Origin of the sequence: Roseibacillus persicicus (assembly GCF_014651675.1) — a bacterium.
Taxonomy (GTDB): Bacteria; Verrucomicrobiota; Verrucomicrobiia; order Verrucomicrobiales; family Akkermansiaceae; genus Roseibacillus; species Roseibacillus persicicus.
The window spans coordinates 87,862-107,394 of sequence record NZ_BMXI01000013.1; the positions used below are offsets into that span (position 1 = coordinate 87,862).

14 protein-coding genes are annotated in these 19,533 nt (G+C 58.5%); 5 read left to right on the top strand and 9 right to left on the bottom strand.

The window, feature by feature from the left end:
* Positions 1 to 219 precede the first annotated feature (219 nt).
* Complete coding sequence (locus IE099_RS14935; protein WP_189571435.1) at positions 220 to 1,014, top strand: potassium channel family protein; 795 nt, start codon at positions 220 to 222, stop codon at positions 1,012 to 1,014.
* 70 nt (positions 1,015 to 1,084) lie between these two features.
* On the opposite strand, the gene IE099_RS14940 is transcribed toward IE099_RS14935, so the two are convergent.
* The gene (locus IE099_RS14940; RefSeq protein WP_189571437.1) at positions 1,085 to 1,780 is read right to left on the bottom strand and encodes a YiaD family glycine zipper/OmpA-like lipoprotein; all 696 of its coding nucleotides are present in this window, start codon (positions 1,778 to 1,780) and stop codon (positions 1,085 to 1,087) included.
* Between the two features lie 95 nt (positions 1,781 to 1,875).
* On the opposite strand from IE099_RS14940, the gene IE099_RS14945 reads away from it, so the two are divergent.
* Positions 1,876 to 2,397, top strand: a complete 522-nt coding sequence (locus IE099_RS14945) for an NADPH-dependent FMN reductase (protein WP_189571438.1) — start codon at positions 1,876 to 1,878, stop codon at positions 2,395 to 2,397.
* Positions 2,398 to 2,403: 6 nt separating this feature from the next.
* On the opposite strand, the gene IE099_RS14950 is transcribed toward IE099_RS14945, so the two are convergent.
* Complete coding sequence (locus IE099_RS14950) at positions 2,404 to 3,639, bottom strand: hypothetical protein (protein WP_189571440.1); 1,236 nt, start codon at positions 3,637 to 3,639, stop codon at positions 2,404 to 2,406.
* Between the two features lie 99 nt (positions 3,640 to 3,738).
* Here IE099_RS14950 and IE099_RS14955 point away from each other — a divergent pair, with 99 nt between their 5' ends.
* Positions 3,739 to 5,289, top strand: coding sequence for a DUF389 domain-containing protein (locus IE099_RS14955; RefSeq protein ID WP_189571442.1), 1,551 nt, complete (start codon positions 3,739 to 3,741; stop codon positions 5,287 to 5,289).
* Between the two features lie 179 nt (positions 5,290 to 5,468).
* Here the strand turns inward: IE099_RS14955 and IE099_RS14960 are convergent, their stop codons facing one another.
* The 6 genes from IE099_RS14960 to IE099_RS14985 all read right to left on the bottom strand — a co-directional run bounded on the left by IE099_RS14960 (position 5,469) and on the right by IE099_RS14985 (position 16,488).
* Complete coding sequence (locus tag IE099_RS14960; protein ID WP_189571644.1) at positions 5,469 to 6,200, bottom strand: DUF445 domain-containing protein; 732 nt, start codon at positions 6,198 to 6,200, stop codon at positions 5,469 to 5,471.
* 121 nt (positions 6,201 to 6,321) lie between these two features.
* Complete coding sequence (locus tag IE099_RS14965; RefSeq protein WP_189571445.1) at positions 6,322 to 9,012, bottom strand: DEAD/DEAH box helicase; 2,691 nt, start codon at positions 9,010 to 9,012, stop codon at positions 6,322 to 6,324.
* Between the two features lie 609 nt (positions 9,013 to 9,621).
* Positions 9,622 to 10,239 (bottom strand): YceH family protein, encoded by a 618-nt coding sequence (locus IE099_RS14970; RefSeq protein ID WP_189571448.1) that lies wholly within the window; start codon positions 10,237 to 10,239, stop codon positions 9,622 to 9,624.
* 107 nt (positions 10,240 to 10,346) lie between these two features.
* Entirely contained in the window at positions 10,347 to 13,655 is a 3,309-nt protein-coding gene (locus IE099_RS14975; protein ID WP_189571451.1) for a UTP--glucose-1-phosphate uridylyltransferase, read from the bottom strand.
* 78 nt (positions 13,656 to 13,733) lie between these two features.
* Positions 13,734 to 14,567: a sugar phosphate nucleotidyltransferase gene (locus IE099_RS14980; protein WP_189571454.1), complete on the bottom strand. Its 834-nt coding sequence runs from the start codon at positions 14,565 to 14,567 to the stop codon at positions 13,734 to 13,736.
* A 67-nt stretch (positions 14,568 to 14,634) separates the two neighbouring features.
* A complete protein-coding gene (locus IE099_RS14985) occupies positions 14,635 to 16,488 on the bottom strand; it encodes an NPCBM/NEW2 domain-containing protein (protein WP_189571457.1) in 1,854 nt (617 codons plus the stop codon).
* 156 nt (positions 16,489 to 16,644) lie between these two features.
* Here IE099_RS14985 and IE099_RS14990 point away from each other — a divergent pair, with 156 nt between their 5' ends.
* The gene (locus IE099_RS14990) at positions 16,645 to 17,541 is read left to right on the top strand and encodes an alpha/beta hydrolase (RefSeq protein ID WP_189571459.1); all 897 of its coding nucleotides are present in this window, start codon (positions 16,645 to 16,647) and stop codon (positions 17,539 to 17,541) included.
* 93 nt (positions 17,542 to 17,634) lie between these two features.
* Here the strand turns inward: IE099_RS14990 and IE099_RS14995 are convergent, their stop codons facing one another.
* Positions 17,635 to 18,420 carry a DeoR/GlpR family DNA-binding transcription regulator gene (locus tag IE099_RS14995; RefSeq protein WP_189571463.1) on the bottom strand — a complete coding sequence of 262 codons (786 nt, stop codon included), beginning with the start codon at positions 18,418 to 18,420 and terminating at the stop codon, positions 17,635 to 17,637.
* 336 nt (positions 18,421 to 18,756) lie between these two features.
* On the opposite strand from IE099_RS14995, the gene IE099_RS15000 reads away from it, so the two are divergent.
* The gene (locus IE099_RS15000; RefSeq protein ID WP_189571466.1) at positions 18,757 to 19,530 is read left to right on the top strand and encodes an MIP/aquaporin family protein; all 774 of its coding nucleotides are present in this window, start codon (positions 18,757 to 18,759) and stop codon (positions 19,528 to 19,530) included.
* Positions 19,531 to 19,533: the final 3 nt, after the last annotated feature.

The following is a 19,533-nucleotide window of genomic DNA, read 5'->3' on the forward strand; positions in this document are numbered from 1 at the left end:
CCGACAACCGACAACCGACAACCGACAACCGACAACCGATAACCGATAACCGATAACATCCGTGCGCGAAAAAGGCCTTCCTGAAATCCAATTGCATCTGTTAGAGTTCCCAAACAACAACCCCACTGCAGCCGAGTTTCTTGTTCTGTCGACAGAGGGGCCTCATTGCTCGCTCTTGAGTCGACCCTCTGCTCTGTGGTAGGCCTTTGGCCTCGCTTGATGAAGAACGAACCACACGCTCACCCTTGGCAAATCGCGGTTCTGATTTTGTCCGTATTCTCCCTCATTACGGTCGCCTTCTTGGGGCTGGGCAGCTTGAATCCCGAATCGCGGAGAGTCCTCGAAATTGCTGACGACCTCATTTGCATCATCTTTCTCGGAGACTTCTGTTGGGTATTCGCGCGGGCTCCGAACAAAAAGGAATATCTAAAATGGGGTTGGCTGGATTTGCTTTCCAGTATCCCGGCGAGCCCGTGGCTGCGGATTGGGAGGCTGGGGCGAGTGATTCGCTTGGTGCGAGTCCTACGGATCATCCGCAGCTTGGCAGGGTTGCGAGCGGTGCTCGATCGCTCGCGGGCGACGTCCGCCTTTATCTTTGTTCTCACAACCTCTTTTGTCGCAGTGGTTGTCGGTGCGCTTTTGGTTCTGGAGCACGAGGCCGGTCACGATGGGTCCATCCAGTCTGGTGAGGATGCCATTTGGTGGGCTTTCGTGACCATGACGACCGTGGGCTATGGCGACTATTTTCCGGTGAGTCTTGGCGGTCGAATGATTGCGATTGTTCTTATGATCTTTGGCATTGGACTCTTTGGCACCTTCACCGGATACATTGCGAACTGGTTTGAGGTTCCCGGGGAGAAAGAGGACCAAAGCCGGGACGAGCAGATTCTACGGGAGATTCGACTCCTTAGGAATGAGGTCGCTGAACTCAAAAAAGATAAAGGCGCTGGCGGGAAGGACCCCGAGTCCACCTGCTTGCCCTCACCCTCAGAATCTCCTCACGAAAAAACCTAGGGCGAAAGACCCTAGGTTTTACAAAGTTGCCGCCGAGAGCGGACTGGCCAGTTGAAAGGCGGAGGCCTCTTTACTGCTGGGGCACGATGTGGATTTCCACGCGGCGGTTCTGGGCTTTCCCTGCGCTGCTGCTGTTAGAAGCAATCGGCTGGGTTTCGCCGAAGCCTTTCACGATAAGACGTTGGCCGTTCACCTTGCGGCTGGCGAGGTAGTTCGCGACGCTCAAGGCACGTTGCTCGGAGAGTGTCTGGTTGTAGGAATTGCTTCCGTCGGAGTCAGTGTGGCCTTCCACGGTGACCAAAGTCTTGTCGAACTTGTTCAGCACGAGAGCGACGGAGTCCAGCGTGCTGGTGACCTGGGGTTGTAGGTTTGCGCTCGCGACGCTGAAGGTCACGTCGTTGGGCATATTGAGAATGAGATTGTTGCCTTCGCGGGTCACGCTGACGCCGGTGCCCTGAAGTTGGCGACGAATGAGGGTCTCCTGTTGGTCCATGTATTGGCCAATGCCGCCGCCACCGACGAGACCGATGCCCGCACCGATAAGGGCGCCGCGACCAGCATCACCGTCGCCGGTATTGTTGCCAATGATCGCTCCCAGGCCGGCGCCGACCAGAGTTCCGATGCCGGCTCCTGCCGCAGTCTTCGAGACCTGCTGCTCGCCAGTATAGGGATTGGTAGTGGTGCAGTTGGACAGTCCGAAGGAAACCATAGCTGCGAGAGCGAGGCTGGACACGGTATGGCGGGAAAGAACGGATGATTTGTTCATGATGGGGAAGCTATCAGCTGGGGATAAAACGTCAACGGGTCGGGGTGTATTCATTCCTTCTTTGACAAGGGGGGACAATCGCTCAAATTAATCTCATGAAGATTCTCTCTCTCGGTGGTTCGACCAGCTCCCAATCTATCAATCGTCAACTGGCCCGCTATGCCGCCGGACTGGTGGCCGATGGCGAGGTCACCGACCTCGATCTACGTGAATTCGAGCTCCCACTCTTTTCGGTCGATGAGGAAGAGGCGAATGGAGTGCCGCAGGGGGCGAAAGACTTTCTCGCCCTCATCGATCAGCACGACGCGATAGTCGTTTCTCTTGCCGAGCATAACGGGAGTTACACTGCGGCCTTTAAGAATCTCTACGACTGGGCTTCACGCGAGCGCTACGAAGTCTGGGGCGGCAAGCCCATGCTACTGATGGCGACCTCGCCCGGCGGACGGGGAGGGGCGGGCGTTTTGGCTGCTGCCGAAGCGACCTTTCCCCGCATGGGGGCGGACCTTCGCGCGACCTTCAGTCTGCCGGGTTTTGGTGACAATTTTGACTCCGAAGCCGGCGTCGCCGACGAGGTCTTGAAGGCTAAACTCGACGAGGCTGTTAGTCGATTGGGGTAAGGAAGTTCACTCCGCTTCGTCCCAATACTTTTTAATAGCGGACTTCACCGCAGAGTAAACCATTGCTCGTTTAACCTCGGCAAAAAGCATTTCCATGGCCGTGAACCCGTCGACGGTATCGGCATCGAGTTGTTCCTCCGTGAGGACGTCATCGAGTTTGAAGCCTTCGCTAAATGATTTGAGCAAGGTGGTTTCAATTTTTTCGCGGTGTTCCAATAGCATCATGGCCCTGATGGTCTTCCACTCCAGCCGTAAGGGATCGTCTGCGTCCTGCTCCTCGAATTTCTTACGAGCAACCGATATAATACCGTCAAAGAGTCCAGCCCACTTCTCCTCAGGTAAGATGATACTGTGGCAGTCGGGAAGAGCGAGGCTGAGGTAGTCGCCCAAAGCGGTGCGTGAATCTGTTAGGAATTTCTGAAACTCCGCCGGGGAGACTTCACCTTTATCGACTGCGGCGACAAGAACGGCCGCGAAGTAAAGATTGAGTTTTAAAAAGAGAGGGCTTTGCGCAAAGTTCTGAACTTCGAGGTTTTTCGGGCGATGCTCAGCGATGACTGCCTGAACTTCTTCGCGGCTGGGGTTGAGCTTGAGTTCGCTCAGCTCAAGCTTACGATTTTCTATAGTTGCAAAGGTTTGTTTGAGGAGAAGACCGGACTTGGCGTCGACTCGATAGATGACTTTATCCGAAGTTTGAAAAGTGAAAGAGTCTTCGTCTTTGCTGAGAAGAGTGCTTTCAGGAAGATCGGAGTCGGCCGCTATCCAAGGGAATTTCTCCTTCGAAGAGATGAGCATATTGCTATTGATATCGGACTCTCCCAGTTGGAATCCCGGGACCCAAAGACTGCTATTGGTCTCGGAGCTGTCCCCCATTTGGGAGAGTAGTTCTTTGAGTTTGGTGAAAACCAGAGGCAGGTCGCTGTAATGCAAGGCTTCCGTAGAAGAGCCTGTTATCAATCCCACTTCTGGGGAGAAAAGCTGTAGCATTTTCAATGAATCTCCATCTGCCTCGTTGGGTTGAAACTCCATCACGACTGCGTTCAATCCTTCATCCCGATGGGTGGCCAAGGTAAGACGCATCTTTTTTCCAAGCTTTGCCTGAACATCATAGCGAGCGATGTAGCTCTCGAGTTGGGCATGGTTCTCATGAAGATGGGTGAGAGCCTCTTCCTTTTCATTCGGCTTGTCTGCGTGCAGATACAATGTGCAGGCCGTCAGAAAGAGCAAGATACGGAAAAACATACCTAACTCCTATCTCTTCGATTTTCAGGTGGCAAGAAGGGAGATCTTGTTGATTCAAGGTTTGCGAAACAAAATCCTCAGGGTCAGTCTCTTTGCCAGATGATTCTGTTAGTCATTCGCAATGAGGCCGAGGCCAGTCAAATGTTTGCGTGGGCCAGCCGCTTTGCGGAGGGGAGCCGCTCAGCGTTGGAAATCGTGGTGGCTCTGGATGGCGAAGGGCAGGGGAAGATCAGTGAAGAGGAATCCAAGGAGGCTTGGGTTCAGCGCATGCGGGATTCCCTCCCGGACTGGGCCAAGTTGTCGTGGTGCCGGTCGTCCAATCGCTTGCAGATTCTGTTGGATGAGTTGGGCAAGCAGGAAGTCGAGCTTCTGGTCGTGGGTAAGCACAACTCATCGGATCGGGAGGACCCGGATGTGATGCTTTCGCGGGGGCTGTTCGAGCGTGCGACTTGTCCGGTTCTGGTGATGCGTTTGGGCGAAGGAATGCCTGATAGCCGCGAGGTGCTGGTTCCTTGTTCCGGTGGCCGTCACTCGCGCCGGGCGCTCAAGCTGGCCTTTGGCTTTGCCCCTGATCGGGTTACGGCCTTGTTCGTCACCGTCGATGCGGATGAAGTTTCCCACTTGGTAGGCGATAATTTTCTCAAGAAAGCCATCGAGCGCGCCGAAGTCTCCAAGGACCAAGTCCGTCGCAAGGTGGTCCTCAGCGGGAATGTCAGGGAGGGCATCCGCAAGGAAATCGAGGAAGGTGACTACGGCCTCGTGATTGTGGGAGCCGGTGCGCAGGGGCGGGTGCGACGCAAGTTGTTCGGTATCGTTCCCGCTCGGCTCTTGCGGGCGGAAGCGGGGCTTGCGGTGGCTGTCCTGCGCGCGCCCAAGGCGGTGTCCCATCGTTTTCGCGACTGGTTGGCCTCTCGCATCGCCCTGACTGTTCCCCAGCTCTCGCGCGATGATCGCATTGCACTGATGGAAGAGATTGAGGGAAAGGCGCGTTGGAATTTCGACTTCGCGGCTCTGATGGCAATGGCCACCATGATTGCCTCTTTGGGTTTGTTAGCCAATAGCGGAGCAGTGGTGATTGGGGCCATGTTGGTCGCTCCTCTGATGATGCCACTCATCGGCAGTGGCCTCGCTCTGGTGCAGGGGAATTGGCCACTTTGGACCCGCAGTATCAAGGCGGTGTCCCTGGGCTTTCTCGCCGCTTTGGTCATTGGACTTTTTTCCGGGCTTCTCGCCAGCTGGACGGGATTTTCCCTCACAGAAGAGCTTGCCGCTCGTGGCAAGCCGACCCTCCTCGATCTGGGCATCGCGTTTGTCTCTGGTGTGGCGGCCTCCTATTGCCTCGCCCGACCCAAATTGAGCGGGGCTCTCGCGGGAGTGGCCATTGCCGCAGCCTTGGTTCCGCCCATTGCGACGGTGGGGATTTCCATCGGGCTGGGTCAGCTGAATAATGCAACCGGCGCGGCGCTGCTCTTCGGCACGAACGTCGTGACCGTGATTCTGGGAGCCGCAGTGAACTTTTGGCTCGCCGGGTTGCGTGGCCACGGTCAAGGCGGCGAGTGGCGTCGCCGGATCTTTATCCTGCTCATGCTTGCCAGCATCGGTTGCGCCGTGCCTTTGACTCTCTATTTGTTAGAGAATCTGGGGAATTAGTGCCGAGACAGAAATGGGTGTTGGATTTGGACCAAGATGGATGGGATAGATAGGATTTAGACGGGAAAATTGGAAGGGTTTCGCAATTGTTGAGATCCGAGCTCCCGCCTCTTCCTCGAGAATCAGAATATCCTATCCATCCTGGTCCCCATTCAAATGAGTGAAAGGTCCCCACAGGATTAAACCGCTTGCAGAAGGCTCGCGACCAATCCGATCAGGCCGCCGCAGACTCCACCCCAGACCACGAGCCATCCCAAGTGAGTGTGAATCATTTGCTGGATGATTTCCTTCACGGTTTGGGGAGTGAGCTCTTCGAGGCGCTTGTCTACGATGAGGCTGACCCGCTCTAACAACTCGGAATGCTCGGTGCCGCTGCCTTCTCCCATCAGGAGGGCCTGTAGCTTCTCTTGAAAGTCTTCCGAGGCGACGATGGTCTTCATCGACTCTCGCATTTTTTCCACAAAGTCGGGCTTGATCGGATCCAATGCGGCGGCGCCTCCGAACATCGCGAGCGCTCCGCCGAACTGCGATTCCATCACCGCGGTCTTCAGGGCCTCGAACGAGGGGTCGAGATCGACGGAATCAATCAGCGGGGAAAGATCGGCAGACGACTTTCCTTCCTCACCAGTCCCTTCGAAGAAACGAGCAACATTTTCCCGCGTGAAAAACTGCTGCATGATGAGCTGGTGGATACCGTTTTTGAATTCCTCGAAACGCGCGGGAATCACTCCCGAACCGTAGAAGCCAGGCACCTTTTCAAAGAGCATATGAATCGCCAGCCAGTTGGTCAGCGCACCCGAAAACGCGAAGAGCCCGATGTTCAGGATCGGTCCTCTCCAAGGCTCGCTTAGAAAGAAGCCGACCACCGCCAGCAAGGCGGCGATCGCGTTCGTAATCAGGCTTTTGTTCAGGAGCGGTCCTTTCTTGACTGAGGTTTGGGATGAAGAATCGTTCGTTGTCACAGTGATGGAAATTCACCTAAGCCCTTCCTTCGCAGCTGTCACGAATTTCCTTGCGAGATCCACCCGCGTTTTACCCCAAGGGAGCGAGAAGTTGGGCGAGAGTTTCGGAGTCGGGGACGCCTTGGCTGGCGGCAGATAGGATGGAGTCGGCGAGGTGGGCCTTCTGCTGTTGCAGGCGGTGGATGCGGTCCTCGACGGTGTTGGCGCAGAGAAGTTTGTGCACGAAGACAGGCTTGGTTTGCCCGATGCGGTAGGCGCGGTCGGTGGCTTGCGCTTCGGCGGCAGGGTTCCACCAGGGGTCGTAGTGGATGACAGTGTCGGCGGCGGTGAGGTTGAGCCCGGTGCCTCCGGCCTTGAGCGAGATGAGGAAGATGGGGATGTCGTTGTTCTGGAATTTTTCGACCAATCCGCCCCGGTCTTGGGAGGCTCCCGTGAGTTTGAGATATGAGACCTTTCGGGCGATGAGCTCGTTCTCGATGAGCTGCAGCATGGAGGTGAACTGGGAAAAGAGCAGCACCCGGCGACCCTCCGAGAAAAGAATTTCTAACAGCTCGAAAAGATAGACCAGTTTGGCGGAGGGGCAGGGCTTGCCGTCCTTCTCTTTGGAGTCAGCGGTTAGAAAGTCGCCGCCGCTCACCAGGTCGGGATGACAACAGATTTGTCGCAGCTTGAGGAGGGCGTCGAGAATGGTGATCTGCGATTGCGAGAGTCCCCGGGCGGTGATGGCCTCGCGCACCCGCTTGTCCATGGTGACCCGGACGGATTCGTAGAGGTCTTTTTGCTGCGTGGTGAGCTCGATGGGATGAACGAGAATGGTCTTCGGTGGAAGGTCCTTGGCGACTTCGTCCTTGGTGCGACGGAGGATGAGGGGGGCCAGCCGGGCACGCAGGGCGTCGCGGCGCTCGAGGTCGTCTTCCTTTTCGATAGGATTCTGATAGCGGGTGCGAAAGGCGTTGAGGTCGCCGAGAAAGCCCGGGATGAGAAAGTGAAAGAGAGACCAGAGCTCGGTGAGGTTGTTCTCGACCGGTGTTCCACTGAGGCAAAGACGATGCTGGGCCTTGAGCTGACGGGCGGCGACGGAGACCTTGGCCTGGGGATTCTTGATGAGCTGGGCCTCGTCGAGAATGGCGAACTTGAAGGAGTGCTTCTTGAGCTTTTCGATGTCGCGCTGCAGGAGGGCGAAGGAGGTGAGGACGATATCGGCGTGTGGGATGGCAGGGTAGGCCTTGGCTCGCTTGGGTCCGGAGAGGGTGAGGACTCGCAGACTGGGGGCGAATTTTTTTGCCTCCGCCGCCCAGTTAGGCACCACCGAGGTTGGGGCGACGACGAGGCTGGGCATGGTCTCGTCGCCTTTGGTCTCCAGCAGAAGGGCGAGGGTCTGCATCGTTTTGCCGAGGCCCATATCGTCGGCGAGAACGCCATGCAGATCGTTTTCCGCCAAGGTGGCCATCCATTCGTAGCCGACCTGTTGATAGGGGCGGAGGTCGGCTTGCAGCCCTACGGGCTTTTCTTTTTTAGATGCTTTTTTTTGTTCGGAGAGGTTCTTGCGTAGCACCCGCAGGCTGGGGGCGGTGGTCTTGATATCGAACTCCTCAGCGATGGCGGCGGCATCAAGGGGGTGAATGGGGAAGTCGGGATCGAGAACGACGGAGAGGTGATTGAGAATTTGGCGCAGCCGATCGACGGGAAGGTGGAGGGCGGAACCGTTGGGCAGGTAGACCAAGTGGCGGGCATCGGGGGCCTTGGTTGCCAGCTGGTCGAGGGTGTCGCCTTCTAACAGTTTGAGCAAGATGGGCAGTAGGTCGAGGGATTCGCCATCGACATCGAAGCCCACACTGAGGGTGAACCAACCGCCGGGGAGCTCGTCGAGGCGCGCCTCCAGGTCGCTGCTGGAAACCTCGTAGAGATGGTGGCCGAAGTCGGGTTCGACGGTGACGGTCCAGCCAGCGGCTTCCAGCTTGGGGATGGCGGTGGCGCGAAACCAGGGCCAGTAGAGATCGGGGGTGGTGTGATAGGGCTCGGGGAAAAAGGCGGAGGCTTCGGGAGCGAGTTCGCCCTCGGGTTGGTTCTTTGCCGCCAGGCCCAAGAGAAAGCGGAAGGAGGGTTGGGCCGCGATGGAGGTGAGGCCGAGGGTAGTAAGCTGTTCCAAGGCACGGCGTTCGAGGGCGGGGTCGCGAGGAATTGGACTCTCCTGCGGGAGGGAGGAGAGGGGGAGGCTGGAGTCGCCGTATTGCACGGTGGGACGGGCAACGAGCCAGACTTCGCGGTCTTGTTGTCGCAGCGCTTGGAGGAGAAGGCGGGTGACCTTGGAAGCGACGGGTTCGGGGGTGAGGTGAAGGTGAAAGCTGGGCTTGGCAGCGGGTGAGGGCTGGGAATCAAGGGCCGGAGACGGGGGCTCGGGTGGTCGAATCGGGGTGGGTTCCTCGATGGCAGGATGTGTTTCGCGAAGGAGGCGGGAGAAGGTGTTGGGTTTGGCTGTTAGAAAGAGAGCGGCGGCGGCGTGAGGACAAAAGTGGCCGTGGTCGCAGGTGCAGAGGGTGTCGAGGTCCCAATCGCTGGGGCCTTCAGGCCAGAGGTTGACCTCGACCGATTCGCCTTCGCAAGTGGCGGTGATTTGGATGGAGCCGTCCTCGGCTTCGTCGAGCGCGAGGTCGGGGAGAAGAGGTTTTTTAGCGAGCTTTTTGCCCATGACGAGAACGTGGTCGTCAAAGCGGTGCAACCAGGATTGACCGGCGAGGAAGGGCTGGAGGGTTTCGGGCACTGGGGGGAGTGTATGGGGATCTGGGGATGGCCCAATCTTTGAATGCGGGCCATTTGTCAACATGGGGGTGGGGGGAGTTGTCGGTTGTCGGTTGTCGGTTGTCGGTTGTCAGTTGTCAGTTGTCAGTTGTCAGTTGGTTGCGATTGCAGGGGACGGGAGATTGGATGGGATAGGCAAAGCGAAAAGGCGAGTGAGGAGGGGTCGGAACAAGGACGGGCGGGGAGCCATTGTTAGCCCCAACGGGGCCTAACACGGTAGCCCAGGGCATCGCCCTGGGTCTCCGGTTCGAAGCGAAATCAAGGCGAGCTGGTGATGGCAAAGTTCTCCCGCCATCCCGATGCGATTTATCTCACCATGATTCGGCGCAAGCCTCTGTCGTCTGCGTCGACAGTTCACCCTGGGAAGAGACTTTTGCACTCACTTCGGGAAGGTCTTTGAACTGACCCATCGCACACTCGTTCGCAATTTCCCTCCCTCTCTGACCCGGGGTTGCACCCCGGGCTATCCTCCCCGTTGGGGCTGACGGGGCTTTGTCTTTGCTGGGGTGCTTGTTGTCTCTCGGATTCTCCCGGAGCTCCCTTTTCTTCGCCTGACCTGGCTTTCGACTGGTTATCGATTCTCGAGTTCTGCGATCCGGGCTTCGAGTTCGGCAATTTTTTGCTCCATTTCCTGTCGCCAATCGTCGCTTGCGGGTTCGGCTTCGGGCTCGGTTGGGCTGGTGCCGTTTTCGGCTAACAGGTGGCGGAAGGTTTCCACTCGGCGGCCGGCTCCTGATGGGATGCGTTCGACGAGGGGGCCGTGCGGGTATTCGATGAAGCCGGTGAGAATTTCTTCGATCTGGTCTAGGCTGTCGAAGGCGTAGAGGCGTTCGGTTCGTTGCTTGATTTCGCCCGTGGTTTGGGTGCCGCGAAGGAGTAGGACGGTCAGCACTGCACGCTCGGCATCGCTGAGGTCGAGAACGTCGGAGAGCTCGTGTTCATACTTGGGCGCCCGGCCGCCAAGGACCTTGGTGACGAGGTAGTCTTCGGAGAGCAAGCGAATGGCTTCGCTGACCTCGTCGGCGGTGTAGTTGGTGATGGGGTTGCGGGAGGAGCTTTGGTTGCAGGCGGTGACCAGACTGTTGAGGGTGAGCGGGTAGAGGTCGGGGGTGGTGACTTGTTTTTCTAACAGGCAGCCGAGGACGCGCGCGGAGACGGGGGTGAGCTGGAGTTCGGGGAAGTGTTTCATGATTGGGGGAATTTAACCACGAAGGACACAAAGGACGATTCAGTTGAGCTTAAAAAATTCCAGAACCCCGGCTTTGTGCCCTTCGTGTTCTTTGTGGTTGAAATTTCTTACCAAGAACAGATCGACTCAATGTGCTTCGCCGAGCCGTCCCGGAGCCATCCGTCGAGCTGCGCGGGGTCCTTGAGCTGCTGTCCACGCAGGCGGGAGACTGCGAAGAATCCGCAATTGGCCTCGGGCAGGGTGGTGAGGTCGCCCCAGAGCTTTTCGAACTGGGTGACGGGGAAGATGTCCTCTTGCCCGTGACCCCAACGCTTCTTGACGTCCTTCAGGGTGATGTAGGTCGGCAAACGTTGCGCGAGGCGACGCAGGGCGCCTTGGATGAGCGGGGTGTTGTTTTCCAGAATCTCAGTACGAGTGAGCCCTAACAGGAACAGGAATTGGTCGATGTCGATCCAGGTGGTGAGGGTGTTGTAGTAGGTCAGATTGAACTCGGCTTCTTCATCGGGCATGGCGAGCCCTTCCACCAGACGGGGGACGCCATTGACGCGGGCGAGTCCGCCTCCTCTGTCCTCCAACCGTCGATTGATGACTTCGAAAGTGAGCCCCTGTCCCGACTGACGATGGAGACCCAACAGAGTGGGATCGAGGTTCGCTCCGAGGGTGTCGATGTTGTGAAGGAGCAGGGTCTTGAGCTGGGGGCGCTCTTCTAACAGCTTCTTCAAAGTGCCATTGAGAATGAGGTTCGGGATTTCGAAAAAGTGTCCCACAGGATGGAGGCACTGCAGCGGAAGGTTGTCGGTGTAGTCGCTCGCCTGGCCGCTTTGTTTGGCCCAGTTGATGAGCGCGGCGCGGCCGGATTCGCGCACCTTTTGCTGCTGTTCGTCGAGACGCTGTTGGGCCGTTTCTTCCCAAGCAAAACGCAGGTCGCGCTCGGTGGGGACCATGCGGAGTCCAACCGATTGGCCGGGGGAAAGAAGGAGCGGGCCCGGGTAGTGATAGTTCTTCACTGACTCGAGGAAGGCCCGGGTGGGTTCGTGGGTGAGGAAGGAGGTGGTGAAGAGATGGGGGACGGTCTTTTGCGCCGCTTGGCCAATCAGGCGGGACTTGGCGAGGTGGACCTCCAGGAAGGTGCGGAAGTTTCCAGCCAGAGGGGCGAATGGATTGAGAGCCTTGCAAGTGCCTGCTCCGCCAGTCCAGCGCGAGCCAGCTCCGGCGGCGAGGGTGACGACTGCGACCTCGCCATTGCGGAGGGCGGTTTCTCCCAGCTGTTGGGCGCCTGCGGAGGTCTGGGTGGTGGTGTCGAAGAGGTCGTCGGGATCAACGTCCTGCAAGTCGGTGGAGGAGGGAAGACGGTTCTGGGAAAGGCCAAGTCGTCCATTGAGGAGGTCTTCGCGGATGGACTCGTGCAGCTTGCGGTCGAACCCATTTTGGATCAAAAGACTTGTTAGACTGTCCTTGCCGGGTTGGCTGTTGTCTTGCTCCTTGGGAAGGACGCTGTTGAACAACTGGTTGATGGAGCCTTGGAAGCGGGGATGATTGAGGCAGGCATCGTGGTAGCGGGAGAGGTCCTTGCGCTGAAGCTGGGTGAGGCGCGGTTGAGCCTTCCGCATGAGAAGGGGGACGTGGATCTGATAGTAGTCGGGGGGAAGAAGGCCGTCGGTGAGTTCGGCGGTGGTGCCATTGGGATTGATGGCAAAGTCATAGACCACGGGATCCATGGCGAAGGGGAGGGCTTTCTCGAGACGTTGCTTCTCCGAGAGCATGAGCTCGGCCAATTTGGCCTGTGCTTCGGCCTTGCGGTGGGGAGCAAAGATAAAGCCCATGCCGCCGCCGGACATTCCGCCCAGCATCCAGAAGCCCCAGAAGTCATCGCCAAAGTGCTGGAAGACTCGCGCGATGAGAGTCTCGGTGAACAGGTTGGTGGCCCAAGGGATGATGGTTTGGAGGGGGCCGTAGAAGTTGCGCGTAGTGGCGTTGCCCAGGGCCTGGATGTCGCCTTTTTTCAGGGCTTCCACGAGTTCTTCCAGCAGGGCGAGGGCTTCTTGGCGGGCTTTCCATTCTTTCTCGGAACGGAGGAGATATTTCTCGCTGACCATCTCGAGGATGGGGCCCACGTTTTGCGCCATGCCGCCGTGCACGAGAACCAGTGAATCCTGGAGGGCCTGGCGGGCGGAGGCTGGAATTTCGTTTTCGTCAAAGACGTGGTGGGTGGGCATCAGGCGACCGCGTGAGATGCCGTGTTCGGGGTCGGTCGGGCCCGCCTGTTCGCCGGAGATGAGTTTGATCCCCGGCCAGACTCCGCCGGAATCCTGCCAGCCACCACCCGAGCCGCCAATCCACTCGCCCAGAATGGCGCGGGCCAGGACGAGACGGCGCTCGTTTTCCTCCAGGGGGCCGGTGAGAGATTGGGTCTGGCCGGTGGCGCGCATCAGCACGCCAATGAGAGCGGCGAGAAGGTTGGTGGAGACCGCGAGGCGCGAGCCCTTGGGGATGTTGTTGACCGAGGAGACGAGCTCGATGCCGCGTCCGGGGCCCATTAGTTTTTCTAACAGGTGGGAAAGTTTTTGGCCCGAACCTTCGATGCCGGGAGGGACGATACCGGCGGCGATGACCGCAGCCTTGAGGAGGCCGAGGTAGTCCTTCGCGAAGTCGAAGACTTCCCCGAGGCTGTCGATGGTGGCGGTGGCCTTGAGGTCGACGGAGGTCAGGCGGATGACGGGCTCGTCAATGATGCGGAGGTAAGCTTCCACTGGGGGGGCGGTCTCGCTATCGCGTCCATGCACCCCGAGGTCGACGGAGACGTTGATGACCTTGGCCCCTTCGGGAAAGTCCATCCCGAGGAAGAAAATGTCGGACCAGGCGCTGTGGGTCAGGTCCATGCGGACGGGGGTGCGTTCCAGCAGGATGGGCGAGCTGCCATCGGCGGCGGGCGTGAGGAGTTCGGGACGCACGCGCAGGGGATGGTCGGCGGGATGACCCATGCGGAACATCCACTGATTGCCGCGTACGGTGCGGACGGACTTGCGGACCTGGTCTGCGAGGGTCTGGAAAGCGAGCTGGTGGTAGGCGCTTGCGAGGGCCGAGGAAATGGCGTCGCCAGGTCCTTCGTTCTTTTGGGTTGTTAGGAAAGTCTCGATGGCCTCCTGGAAGCGTCTTTCCAAAAGGTGCTGGTGACCTTCGAAAGGAATCTGCCCTACTGAGTCGCCCATCAGCTTGGGCGGCAGGTGAAAGCGGTGCAGGGCGTGGAGGAAAAAGAGGGCCCGCACCCGGTGATAGAGGTTGTCCGATTGGCGGCGGAACTGGTCGAGTTCGTCAGCCTCGATGAGGAGTTGCGCCAGAGAAAGGTTCTCGCAGGCCTTGGCGAGGGCAGTGTCGCGAACGGAGGCGTCGGAGCTGATGATGAGTTCGGAGAGCATGGATGGCGGGAGAAAGTGGATTGAGACGGAGAAAGCGGGCGGAAGACTCGCGGTTTGTGCGCAGCCTTTGGACGATGGTTAGGCAAGCAGTTCGATGATGGTGGCCATCACTTCGTCGCGGTGTGGACCGGCCAGAGAGAGCGCGAGTTGAGCCCGCAGGAGGCCGTAGCGTTCACCGAGGTTGAAGCGCTGGCCATCGATGCGCAGCGCGAGGTATTCGCCGTTGTCGGCGAGGAAATTGAGGGTCTCGGTGAGGCCGATTTTCTCTGAGGGCGAAGTGGTCTCCAAACGAGCGAGGAGATGGTCGATGGCCTTGGCGGGCAGGACGTGCATGCCAAAGAAGCAGAGGTAATGCCCCGCGCGGAGACCTGGCACGATGAGCTCTTGCTCGGCCAAAGTGGGGGTGGGTTTCTCGCTGATACTAGAAACATCGTAGGTGTGCTGGGTGCCTGCCCGCAGGGTGGCGGCGACGGTGCCGTAGAGATGGAGTTGGGATTCGTGAGTCGGTTGCACGCCCGAGATGGTCGCGTTCTCGCTCTTCGCCAAAGCAATGATCTGTTGCACACACGAGGTCTCTCCCAAGGAGCGGAAGAGGTGGTCGCCAACCAGTAGGAGGAAGGGGGCTTCACCTACGAATTCCGCTGCCAGTGAGACCGCGTGCCCATAGCCGAGGGCTTCCTTTTGCTCGATGAAAGTCAATCGCTCGGCGTAGGGACCTGCGGCAAGCTGGTAGCGCTCCTCTTCGCCCGGAGGAATGACGATGGCGGCAGCTTCCAGGCCGGCGCTAAAGACCTCGGCGAGAAGGATTTGGAGAGCGGTGCGGGTTTCGCCCTTGGAGTCAATGAGGGTCTGGAGCGGGAGGTGTTTGTCAACCGGATTGGCTGAAGTGATGACGGCTTTGGTAACGTTCATGGGCGAGAGCTTTTGACCTAGAAGGCCATAGCGTTCACCCGGATGGAAGGCGAGCCTGTTTTGGTTTCTATCGGTGCAGCGTGGGGGTCAGCCACAGGGCCCAATCATAGCCTCTACCGTCCCCGCCATCGCTGGTGATCAGCTCCAATTGTTCGACTCCTGTTAGGTCGATCTTGTAGGGATGGTTTTCTCCTGCGCGGATGACGGGGGAGTGATAGACCTCGCGCCCATCGGCTTTGATAATGAAGATGCAGCTGCCCTGCATGTTTTCCGCCAGGCCGCAGGAGCCCGTCAGGGTCTTCCAGCCTTTGGCCAGCTCGTAGCGGTGTCGGGCGGGGGCGTGCGCGTAGATTCCGTGGGGAAAGAGTTTGCCGCCGGACGCGATGAGCAGGTCGGCATTGGGGAGGTGGTCGTAGGCGGGTTGGCCATAGCCGACCTTGACCTCAGCGGGCTTGATATCGCTGAGGGGGATACTCTTTCGTTCCACAGGAACGTTGCTCGCAGGGGTTTGCTCCTTGTTGGTGATGCCCGCGACGAGGCGACGGGCGAGCTCGTTGATTTCGTCCAATCTGGGACTGGGACCGAATTGGGAGTGGAGCTTGTCGAAGGCGGCTTGCAGACGGGAATGATCCCGGGTGTTGAGAGCTTTGACCAAGGGGGCGAGGGCGAAGCTGGTTTGCAGGGTGGAGACCTCGGGCTTGCCATTGCGATCCACCGAGTAGGAGTAGGTCATGCGGTTGGTGGCTCCGTTGGCATGGCAAATGAGAATGCGGAGCTCGGCAGCGCTGTTGGGACGCAGTTGATTGCAGTCGAGGGTAAAGCGTCCTTCGGCATCCGGGATCGCCGTCACGGTGCGGGCATCGTAATCGCCGTGACCGACGGGGTCGAGATAGGCGATGATGCCGTAGGCGGGCACGTTGGCGGTGACCCGCCCGGAAAAGGTGAAGGATTTTTTCCCGGGGGTCACAATGAGGTCGTGCAAGGTGGCCCGGGCATGGATGTTGAGGTCTTTTTCCGAACGGGAAAAAAGCGGCTGGGAAGCGAGTCGCAGGGCTCCCGCGAATTGCAGATGGGAGCCTCGGCCCTCGTTGCGGAGCTCGTCTCCATAGGTCCGGTTGCCATCACCCATTAGGGCCCGGTAACCCTGCTTGCGCCAGCTCGGCGACTCCCGATTGTGGGGCAGGGAGAGCGCGTGGCCAAGCTCGTGGGCGATACCCCCGATGAAGATGGAGTTGTGTTTGCCCAGCGAGATCTTTCCATATTGGGCATCGTCTATCAGAGGCTCCTTTAGCAGGAGATTGGGCACGTCGAGTTCCGGAGAGTCCAGCTGCCAGGCGTTGCCCCCGCGATGGGAGCCACCCGCGTAGTAGGGGGACTTGTGGGAAAAGGTTTTCTTCTCGGCATCCCAGGTCGCCAAGTTGCAAAAGATGAGCAAAGTCTCGTGATTGGGGTCCATGCCAGCCGCGCGCAAAGTCGGCAGACACTCTTCGCGGATGGCGCTACCGGACTTTCCGTCGTATTGGGCAAAGGGCTTGTCGCCTCGGACCAGATGAATTTTCAAAAGTCCATCGCCATCTTTCTCCAAGGGAAAGACGAGGGGGCCAAATCCCTGGCGCTCCATCTCGCTGCGGTAGAAGTTCTGGATATGGTCCATGATGCGGGTCAGGCGCTCGCGGTAGGCTGCGGCGGGCTCGCGGTCGGAGGGGGTCCAATAGACGACCCGGAGGGTTCGTTTGGATGGGATGGGATTTTCGGCCTGCCAAGCACTCAGAATCTGGCGGGCTTGGGCTGCTTGTTCTTGCAGGGAGTTCGGGAGGGCGGGGGCTGGGCTTGGTGACGGCTGTTTCTGGTTCTCGGCAAAAAGCCAGGCACATATCCCGAAGAGGATCAGGAGAATGGTAAGGGGGAGCCTCTGCTTCATATAGAATCTACGTGTCCCTTGGTGGGAGATATGTCGGAATTGTTCATTATTTTGCATTTTTCCTGAATAAGTGAAGCCCTGGTCTGGGTAGGGGCAAATGGCAACTTTCGTCCTTCATTCTTGGCAGGCGGCCGAGGAGAACCTCATAGTCGGGCGATGTTTAAACCAATACTAGCGATGATCGTTTCGGCAACTGTTGGGCTGCAAGCTGAGCAATGGGTTAATCTGTGGCCGGGAGAAGCTCCCGGGGCTCCGCGGCCACCCGCTGGAGCCGAGACCGTGGGGGAAGGCGGTCGCTACACGGACGTGGAAGTTCCGCAGTATCAGCTCTTTGTGCCAGAGAAGCCCAATGGTCAAGCGCTCGTGATTCTGCCCGGGGGAGGGTATTCCATCGTCTCAATGGAAAACGAGGGCACTGGCGTGGGCAAGTGGTGCGCCGAGCGGGGAATCACCGCCATGGTGGTGAAGTATCGGGTCAGCAAGAAAGACGACTTTGGCTACCAATTCCCAGTGCCGCAGATGGATGCGCGCCGGGCCATCCGGACCATGCGGGCCAAGGCGGAAGAGTTGGGAGTGGAACCGAACAAGATCGGCATTATGGGCGCTTCCGCCGGGGGGCATCTGGCCTCCACTTGTGCGACTCTTTTTAACGAAAAATTCGAGGCCGAGACCGAGGACGATATCGATGCCTTGAGCTGCCGGCCGGACTTTGCGGTTCTTCTTTATCCCGTGATTGGGATGGATAGTTCGTGGGGGCATGGCGGCTCCGCTCGACGTCTGTTAGGTCCGGAACCTTCGGATGAACTTCGCGAAAAGTGCGCCACCCATCTGCAGGTGAGCAAGGAGACGCCGCCGACCTTTCTCGTGCATGCTTCTGACGATGGGGCGGTGCCGTTGCGAAATTCCGCTGAATTCATGAGTGCTTGTGCGGAAAAGAAGGTTCCGGTGAGTGCGGCGGTCTATTCCACTGGTGGACATGGCTTTGGCTGGCAGGGGCGGGGTTCGGCCAAGGGCTGGATGTCGGACTTGGAGAAATGGTTGAAAAGCCTGTAGACCGCTGGGGACTCCTCCGGGAACGCTCTCCACCGTTCAGCTTCACTTTACCCGCTGCTCGGGGGTTGAGTGACGCAAGCTGTTTTCCGAATCTTAGCTCGGCTTCCTTGATTTTTTTGCCAAAGCACGGACCACTTTGACTCCGCAATTTTCGAAGCGGGCGATGATTTCGGGACTGGCCTCATCATCGGTGACGAGGGTGTCGACCTTTTCGATATCGGCAAAGCAGTAGGCGCTTCGCTCACCGAGTTTGCTGCTATCGGCGAGGATGATGACCCGATCCACTTTCTCGATGAGACGCTCCTTGAGCACACCATGTCCGTGATTGAGGTCCATCGCACCGCGTTCGGGATCCAAGGCATCGACGCCGAGGAAGGCGGTGCGAATGACGAAGCGCTTAAAGGCGTCCTCTGCAGAAGCACCCGTGTAGCTGCGGGATCGATTCTCATACTCGCCCCCGGTGCAGATTAAAGTGAGGTCGGCACGCTCGGCCAGGCTGACGACGATGTGGTGGGCGTTGGTGATCACGGTCAGCGGAATGGCGGGGAGATGATCGGCCAGGCGCAGAACGGTCGAGCTGGCATCCAGAAAGATGGTCTCGCGCGGTGAAATCAGTTGGGAGGCCGCCACGGCGATCAGTTCTTTAGCGCGCTCGTTGATAGCGGTGCGCTCGGGGAGGGGGAGCTCGAATCGTTCCGAGCTGAGCCGAATCGCTCCCCCGTGCTTGCGGCCGAGCCGGCCCATCTTTTCCAACGCGGTGAGGTCCTTGCGAATGGTCTCGTCGGAGACTTCGAACTCGTCCACCAAATCCACCGTCCGGACAAAGCCTTCCACCTGAAGTTTGCGGAGGATGAGATGTTGGCGTTCAGATGCGAGCATAAGACTCTGTAGAAGATGAATTATTTTCCCAAGAAAGTCCAATTGGAATCTGCGATAAAACCAAGCCCGTCTACGAGTAATTGTTGGACTTCGCTTTCCCTTCTCTTGGAAAGCGTCTGAGACTCAGGGAGTCGTCTTGAAATGTTGGTTTTAGGGCCTTGGGGGCGTGTGAAAAACTGATGGACGGAACCGCAATTGAGCGCATCTTTAGGAATCATATTCCGTGCCAATCTTCGGGGGAATATTCCAAAATTTCACAACTAACAGGATATGAAAACCAACCAGTCACTCGGCCTGAACGCTCGTCGTCAGGAAAACCTCTTACTCTAGCATGGAATGAATCCTTATCTCGCAGAATTTGTTGGAACGGCCATTTTGATTCTTCTCGGCAACGGGGTGGTTGCCAATGTGGTCCTGAACAAGAGCAAGGGGCAAAACGGAGGATGGATGGTCATCACCGCAGGTTGGGGACTGGCAGTGACGATGGCGGTCATCGCGGTGGGCCGAATTTCGGGCGCGCACATCAACCCGGCGGTTACGGTCTCCTTGGCCGTGACAGGAGATTTTGCTTGGGCGCAGGTTCCCGGCTTCATCGCAGCCCAGATCGCGGGCGGAATGGCTGGGGCGACCTTGGTTTGGTTGACCTATCTGGCCCACTGGGAGGAGACCGATGATGAGGGAGGCAAGTTGGCCTGCTTCGCAACGGCTCCGGCCATCCGCAAGCTGACCCCAGCCTTTCTAACAGAGGTGATTGGGACCGCGATGTTGGTCTTCGGGATTTTGTCCATTGGTCAGATTGGTGCCGGGGTGCCCGCTGCGGAATTGGAAGGTCTTGAGGCTATCCCGACTTCCTTGGCCGGAGTGGTGGCCACCTGGTGGAGTCCTTTGCTCGTCGGTCTGCTGGTTCTCGCAATTGGTCTCTCGCTGGGTGGGCCCACCGGATACGCAATCAACCCCGCGCGTGACCTCGGACCCCGCATCGCCCATCAACTTTTGCCCATTGCTGGCAAGGGGAAATCGGATTGGTCCTATGCTTGGATTCCCATCGCCGCACCGCTGATTGGCGGGCCGCTTGGAGCCCTCCTCTACCGTGCTCTTTTCCCTTTGTAGAAC

Coding starts and splice junctions, on each gene's coding strand:
- IE099_RS14935 (WP_189571435.1), top strand. CDS start 220: ATGAAGAACGAACCACACGCTCACCCTTGGCAAATCGCGGTTCTGATT.
- IE099_RS14940 (WP_189571437.1), bottom strand. CDS start 1,780: ATGAACAAATCATCCGTTCTTTCCCGCCATACCGTGTCCAGCCTCGCT.
- IE099_RS14945 (WP_189571438.1), top strand. CDS start 1,876: ATGAAGATTCTCTCTCTCGGTGGTTCGACCAGCTCCCAATCTATCAAT.
- IE099_RS14950 (WP_189571440.1), bottom strand. CDS start 3,639: ATGTTTTTCCGTATCTTGCTCTTTCTGACGGCCTGCACATTGTATCTG.
- IE099_RS14955 (WP_189571442.1), top strand. CDS start 3,739: ATGATTCTGTTAGTCATTCGCAATGAGGCCGAGGCCAGTCAAATGTTT.
- IE099_RS14970 (WP_189571448.1), bottom strand. CDS start 10,239: ATGAAACACTTCCCCGAACTCCAGCTCACCCCCGTCTCCGCGCGCGTC.
- IE099_RS14975 (WP_189571451.1), bottom strand. CDS start 13,655: ATGCTCTCCGAACTCATCATCAGCTCCGACGCCTCCGTTCGCGACACT.
- IE099_RS14980 (WP_189571454.1), bottom strand. CDS start 14,567: ATGAACGTTACCAAAGCCGTCATCACTTCAGCCAATCCGGTTGACAAA.
- IE099_RS14985 (WP_189571457.1), bottom strand. CDS start 16,488: ATGAAGCAGAGGCTCCCCCTTACCATTCTCCTGATCCTCTTCGGGATA.
- IE099_RS14990 (WP_189571459.1), top strand. CDS start 16,645: ATGTTTAAACCAATACTAGCGATGATCGTTTCGGCAACTGTTGGGCTG.
- IE099_RS14995 (WP_189571463.1), bottom strand. CDS start 18,420: ATGCTCGCATCTGAACGCCAACATCTCATCCTCCGCAAACTTCAGGTG.
- IE099_RS15000 (WP_189571466.1), top strand. CDS start 18,757: ATGAATCCTTATCTCGCAGAATTTGTTGGAACGGCCATTTTGATTCTT.